At 65.2% G+C, this 6001-nt stretch carries 7 protein-coding genes; 5 read left to right on the forward strand and 2 right to left on the reverse strand.

Annotated elements, in window-relative coordinates; translation table 11 throughout:
* Positions 1 to 113: 113 nt before the first annotated feature.
* Complete coding sequence (locus HII36_RS52585; protein ID WP_173530923.1) at positions 114 to 446, forward strand: hypothetical protein; 333 nt, start codon at positions 114 to 116, stop codon at positions 444 to 446.
* On the opposite strand, the gene HII36_RS52590 is transcribed toward HII36_RS52585, so the two are convergent.
* On the reverse strand, positions 443 to 1351 hold the full coding sequence (locus tag HII36_RS52590; RefSeq protein ID WP_173530924.1) for a phosphotransferase family protein: 909 nt from the start codon (positions 1349 to 1351) through the stop codon (positions 443 to 445). The genes HII36_RS52585 and HII36_RS52590 overlap by 4 nt on opposite strands.
* Complete coding sequence (locus HII36_RS52595; RefSeq protein WP_173530925.1) at positions 1352 to 2041, reverse strand: GntR family transcriptional regulator; 690 nt, start codon at positions 2039 to 2041, stop codon at positions 1352 to 1354.
* 472 nt (positions 2042 to 2513) lie between these two features.
* Here HII36_RS52595 and HII36_RS52600 point away from each other — a divergent pair, with 472 nt between their 5' ends.
* The 4 genes from HII36_RS52600 (at position 2514) to HII36_RS52615 (ending at position 5917) form a co-directional block, all read left to right on the forward strand.
* Entirely contained in the window at positions 2514 to 3329 is an 816-nt protein-coding gene (locus HII36_RS52600) for a PH domain-containing protein (RefSeq protein WP_173530926.1), read from the forward strand.
* Positions 3330 to 3628: 299 nt separating this feature from the next.
* A complete protein-coding gene (locus tag HII36_RS52605) occupies positions 3629 to 4828 on the forward strand; it encodes a helix-turn-helix domain-containing protein (protein ID WP_328808293.1) in 1200 nt (399 codons plus the stop codon).
* Positions 4829 to 5141: 313 nt separating this feature from the next.
* Entirely contained in the window at positions 5142 to 5417 is a 276-nt protein-coding gene (locus HII36_RS52610; RefSeq protein ID WP_173530927.1) for a hypothetical protein, read from the forward strand.
* The gene (locus tag HII36_RS52615; RefSeq protein ID WP_173530928.1) at positions 5417 to 5917 is read left to right on the forward strand and encodes a hypothetical protein; all 501 of its coding nucleotides are present in this window, start codon (positions 5417 to 5419) and stop codon (positions 5915 to 5917) included. Before HII36_RS52610 ends, HII36_RS52615 begins: the two co-directional genes overlap by 1 nt.
* Positions 5918 to 6001 lie beyond the last annotated feature (84 nt).

Raw genomic sequence — 6001 nt, forward strand, 5'->3', positions numbered from 1 at the left:
CTGGTGGTGACGGTGTTGATTGTGGTGATCCACCCGTCTACCAGGGGTTCTTTGCGTCTTCAGGCGAACGCCGGACTCGCGATCATGCTGTGATCAGCAGATGCCCGCCGAGGATGAAAACAGCTCACTGCTATCGGGATCTCAAGAAGCCGTCGCAGGCGCTGGAGTTCGTCGGGCAGGCTGTTGGGCTCTGTGATCCCATGTACGTTCGCACGCTGGCCTTCGACCGTCTGGTGCAGGCCGCGAGTTGCGTCCACATGGGCGATCCCGCCCAAGCCGCCACGGTTGCCATCGAGGCCATCGGGCTTGCCGGGGCACTCAAGTCGGAGCGCTACCTTCGCTACATCAGGGACCTCAAAGCCGACCTCTGCAGCTACGGAAGCGTGGAACAAGTAGCGGCGTTCAACACGCTCGTTGCCGACAAGTACCCCGCGCTGAATGGCTAGAAGGCCCGCCAACGCCGTGGCGCCCCAGGGTTCTTGAGGCAGAAGAGTCGATTGCGGAACTCTTGCGCGATGGCTTCGTTCTCGGAGACGTTCTGCATGAGCCAGGTCGTCATCTTGAGTTCGTTAATGTCCCGTAGCACGGGATAGCCTTCCCAGGCCAGAACATCGAACCCATAACACTCGGCGAAGTCGTCGTATTCGGCTCGACTTCCCCAGCCCAAGCTGTGTTCGATAGCCGTTACGGCGAGATCGGTTTCGGGTGGGCCGAAGGCGAAACGCTCGAAGTCGATGAGCACGGTACTGCCATCGGCAGTCTTGATGAGATTTGCGTTATGCGCATCGCCGTGTACCGCACATGAGGGCAGCCGAAACTCTAGCTGCTCATATGCGATTCGCAGTTCTTCATATCTCCTCATGAGGAATCGGCGATCCTCCGCTGCGAGGATGGTGGCCGCATTGATTCGCTCCGAGACGCGGCCGAGGATATCGAGATCCGGCAGCGTCACGCCTTCATGTATCGGAGCCCGATGGAGCGCGCGAAGCGCCGCCGCCAGGTCCAGCAGGGTCGCCTCAACCCCGCTGTCGTCGATGAGATGCCAGAACGTCACCGGCCTTCCTCGAACAACCATGGGCTGCTTGTGAGCCGTTGTTCTCGCTGCCAGAAGACCTGCCCTTTGCAGCCAGGCCGAGACGGCGACTTCCTTGTAGGCGTCGGAAAGCACATCGAGATTTCGCGCGATTCTCACGACGATGCGCTCGGAAGCCAGGACGAACAATGCATTCTCGCCGAGACGTATCAGTCGTGCGTCTTCGTCGGCCAGCTCGGCGATGCGGCAGGCTTCGCGCAGGGTGGTCAGTGCTTCCTGGGAGGTGAAGGGAACGGTGGACGGGTGAGAGGTAGTCACCTATTGTCCCTTTGGTAGCGCTTTGACTATGCGGCCCTTTCCAGCCCGCTTTTCGATTATCCCTTCAGCTTCCAGCACGGCAAGAGCGCGTCTGACGGTGACTCGTCCCACGCCTCGCTCTTCGGCCAGCACGGTCTCGCCGGGAAGGACCGAGCCTGCGGCGAACTGGCCAGCCTCGATCTCCTTGCGCAGCGCCTCCGCCACCTGGTCAGCACGCGTCTGCGTGTGCTCCGGCCCGCCGACGAACCATCCCCTGCCGTGAATCGCGGTGATCACCTGTTCGGCGGCCAGAAGCTGGAACGCATGCCGGATGGTCCCCGATGAAACGCCGTAATCCTCGGCCATCGCGGCTTCGCCCGGAAGCTGCTGCCCGTGGGGGAGCGAGCCGTCCTCGATGCGCTTGCGGATGTCGTCGGCGATCTTCTCGTATCGGGCGGACGCAGCACGAGGAACGCCCGCGCCAGACTCGCCCACCACGCGCCGGCCTCGACCGGCCTCGCTGACCACCAGGCCGGCGCGCTCCAACTCGGCGACGGCCTGGCGCGCGGTCCCCCTCGCGACGCCGTACGTACGGGCCAGGACCGCCTCGGAGGGCAGGAGTCCGCCGGCGGGGGGATCGCCCTGCCGGATGCGGTTGCGGATGTCCTCTGCGATGCGAACGTAGGTGGGCTCTTTGGTCGCCTTGCTCATCGCGCTCCCTCGCCGAGGCACAGTGTCTCTAGGGTAGGGCGGACACCTGGGGGTCTGCGAAGCATCACAAGGTGATGTCTCCCTTCCATCCTTCCCTGGGGAGTGCCATGGACGCGGCGTAACGCGGCGCGGTGTATGGGAGCTTCCTGCGATCCTCTTCCGTGAATTGGGCGGCAACTGCCTGTGAGAACGGGCTCTGCGCCGGTGTGTTGCTTGCGATCAGCGGGATGCGGGCCTTGGCCAGGAGGTCTAGGCCCCATGTAACGCCGGGCATCGGTCCAATCGTCCCCACCCATGCCAGCGTCGGCCTGGAGCTCGATTCTCGCTGGCGGCCCAATATGCCGCACCTGATAACGAGTTCGTCACGCCTACGCACTTGTCGTCCAACCGCACTCATGCTGAAGCCGTGATGCCTTCTCCTTCGTCATCACCTAGGCCACCCCGACGTCAGTGGCCTCGCATGCTTGCGTGGATGGCGTCGATGGCACTGGTAGCCACCGGAGTGTGGGCGTTCTTCACCGGTGCCAACCTGGATGAGCTGGACATGCGGGCCAGTGTGGTGAGTATGTTCATCAGCGCGGCAGGTTTGTTGGTGGGGGGCGCTTCTCTTGTACAGCAGTTGCGTGCCGAGCGTCGACAGCCAAGCGACCTGCAGAGACATGACCGCAGTGCCGAGGAGTCCTACAGGCATCCCTCCCTCACCTCAAAGCAAGAGGCAGGCAAGATGACGGAGGGCGAAGTCGCTTCGGACATGGATCCGGTGACTTCCGATCGTCCACCGAGGCCTCTGACCGAGTTAACGGCCGAAGGCCGGTCCTTCCCGCTCAGGGGCCGGATCAAGTACGGGGTCCACTTACTCCTGGGCCTGCTTTTCCCCACGGCGGCTACCTGGTGGGTCGTCGCCCAGCCAGACATTCATCGTGCGGTGGTGCTGGGTGCCATCTTTGTCGGATCGCCAGCCCTGGCCAGTGGTTTGGGCGGCCTGCTCACCACGCCGCATTTGCTACACGTGGGTGCTGACGGCATCGCGCTGGTCAGCGGAATTCGTACTGTCTCCTTCCCATGGGCTGACCTTGAACGAGTGGAGTGGACTTCGTATGGACACGAGGAGAAGGGAGGAGTCTTGGCCGCACATCCGAAGCCGTACTCCCAGATAGCCCGGAGCCGTCCCACGGCCGCCTACTGGGAGTCCAAGGAGCAAGCCTTCATCCTCGTCACTGCTGTCCAACTAACCCGACCCATCATTGACCTGTCGGCTGCCATTAACGAACACATGCCGGATCGGTAGTAGGGGCCTCGGCTCGCGCCCACGCAAGCTGCTGATCTTCCGCGTTATCCGCAGAACCCGCACAAGGCGTCGGACGGTCGTCCAACCGCAAGATCAAGGAAGCAGGCGCCGCGCCCGCGCTATTCCGCAGAAAGCCGCAGATTCGAGTGCACGTCGATGAAGAGGACCCGGGGCTTTGTCGAGTGATCCCATGGCCACGTAAAAGCCCCGCACCGTAGCCTGAAAGTGTCGAAGCTTCAGGAGGTGCAGGGCCTGTGAATAGCCACGGTACCAACCAACCAGATCCCCCGGTGCTGACTGTGGGACAGCGGGTCCGGATGCTACGAAAACGACGCGGTATGAGCGTGGAAGTCCTGGCCGGACTCGTCGGCAAGTCCATCCCCTGGGTGAAGGCGGTGGAGTCGGGCCGGCTCCAGCAGCAACCGCGCCTGTCGCTCCTCCTCCAGCTTGCCGAGGCCCTGCAAGTGCGGGACCTGTCTGAGCTGACCGGCGACCAATCCATGCCTGTTCGCATGTTCACCGGCCCCGGTCATCCAGCGCTTGCCGCCGTGCGCGAGGCGATCAACAACACGCCGCTCCTGCACCCTCAGGGCACGGTTCAGCCGTTGGGCGCGCTGCGCGTCCGCCTGGACGCCGCTTGGCGTGCGAGACATACCTCTCCCGACCATCGCACCGCTCTCGGGCGGATCCTGCCGAACCTGCTTCGTGATGTGCAGCTCGCGGTGCACATGCACCAGGGCGCGGGACGACGCCGCGCCAACGCGCTCCTGGCCGAGACCTACGGCCTCACGCAGATGTTCGTCGCCTACCAGCCCGCGCAGGACCTGCTCTGGCGCGTCGCCGACCGAGCTCTCTTGGCGGCCCAGGAATCGGAAGATCCTCTGGCGCTGTCGTGCGCTGTCTGGTTTCTGGCCCAGGCACACCGCGACACGGGAGACTATGCGGCGGCCCAGGAGATCAACGAGCAAGGCATGCTGGCCATTGAGCCGCATCTCGACAGCGGCGGCGTCGACCTGCTGGCGATGTGGGGGGCGCTCAACTTCGAGCTGGCCTTCACGGCGGCCCGCGGGGGGCGCGTCGGTGAGGCGTGGGCGCACTGGGACGAAGCCAAGCGGATCAGCGAACGGCTGCCGGCCGATTACTTCCAGCCGTGGACGTCCTTCTCCCGTGTCGTCATGCGGGCGCATGCCGTGACGGTCGCGGTCGAGCTCAATCAGGGAGGCGAATCCGCGCGCCAGGCGGACAACGCCGAGAGCGTCCCCATCCCCTCCCGGCCCCGACGGGGGCGTCACCTGATCGAGGTCGCGCGGGCTCACCATCTCCAGCGCGACCACGCCGCGGTGCTCGGAACGTTGCAGCTCGCGCAGCAGACCGCGCCTGAGACCATCCGCTTCAACGGCTACGCCCGCCGGATGGCCTACGAGCTGGTGGACACCGGACCGTCCCATCTTCGAGTCCAGGCGCTTGAGCTTGCCGACCATATCGGCCTCATGACCTGACCGTAACGAGGGGATACAGTTCGTATCCTCTCGTTAACTGATTGCAGCCTAGGGTCGGGCGCATGTCCGACCAGGCAATACATCATCTTCGCCACGCGCTGGCCAGGCACGGCGTGCTCACTGGTGACCACGATGTGAGGACGAAGCCTGGCTGCTACTCCATTCTCCGGATCACGGCGGGACTCTCCGTGTCGCGCGGTCCTGAATGGTTTCGCTGGCCTGTCTCCTCCGGCTCGTGGCGGTGGCATCCCTGCGACGACCCTGAAGGGGCGGCCCGCGCCCTCGCCGCCCTCGTCGTGCGCGAGGTGACCCCATGACCGAGATCCCGCGCTGGGCCGGACCGATCTTCACCTGGCGCGCTCGCGGCGAGAGCGGGCGCGGTTCGGGCGGCGTCACCAGCGATCCCTACCTGGCGGCCAGTCTGCTGGGCAGGGCGGTGACCGGTCTGGGGCCAGGCGCGTGCGGCTCTCTCCAGCGGGTGCACCTCGATCGAGTGTCCCGCGCGCCGTCCTACCGGGACCGACGCGTTCTCTTGGAGGTCCAGCTCGACGCTGACGGCGAGATCGTCGTGGACGGGGACGCCTCCTGATGTGCAGCCTGCGCTGGGAGCGCGAGGAACGTGACTGGGGACACCTGCTGCTGGGCCGGGTCGGCGTGGTCCTGGCGTTCGTCATCGAGGTGTCGGACGGTGGCATCGCCCTGCACCCCAAGCTGCCCGGCCGGTACGGGATGCGCCTGAGCGAGTTCGGGCAGCGGGACGAGCTGGCGGCCATGGGCCGGGCGGCCGAGATCCTCACGGAGTTCGACCAAGAATGGCAGGCGGACACCGGCGCTGCCCGGCCGGCCGACGCGTCCGCGCTCGCCCTGCTCACCGCAGGCCCCGACCAGGACACGCTGACCGCCCTGCTGCGCAATCACCCCGGCCATTCGATCGAGATTCAGGACGAGCGCGGACACCGCTGGTGGGTGGCGACCCTGATCCGTCCAGTCACCCCGGAGTTGCACGCGGCGGGAGTCCGGCTCACCGTCCGACGCGCCAGCCCGCAGGTCACGTCCACGGACGTGGTGTATGAATCGATCTCCGTGTGATCCTGTTTCTGCAGGTTAAGCGGTGAGTGTCTGCGGAAGTGTGTCCGTGCTCGGTGTGTCTCCGGGAATCACCCGGATGCGGGC

This window comes from Nonomuraea antri, assembly GCF_013283785.1.
Taxonomy (GTDB): Bacteria; Actinomycetota; Actinomycetes; order Streptosporangiales; family Streptosporangiaceae; genus Nonomuraea; species Nonomuraea antri.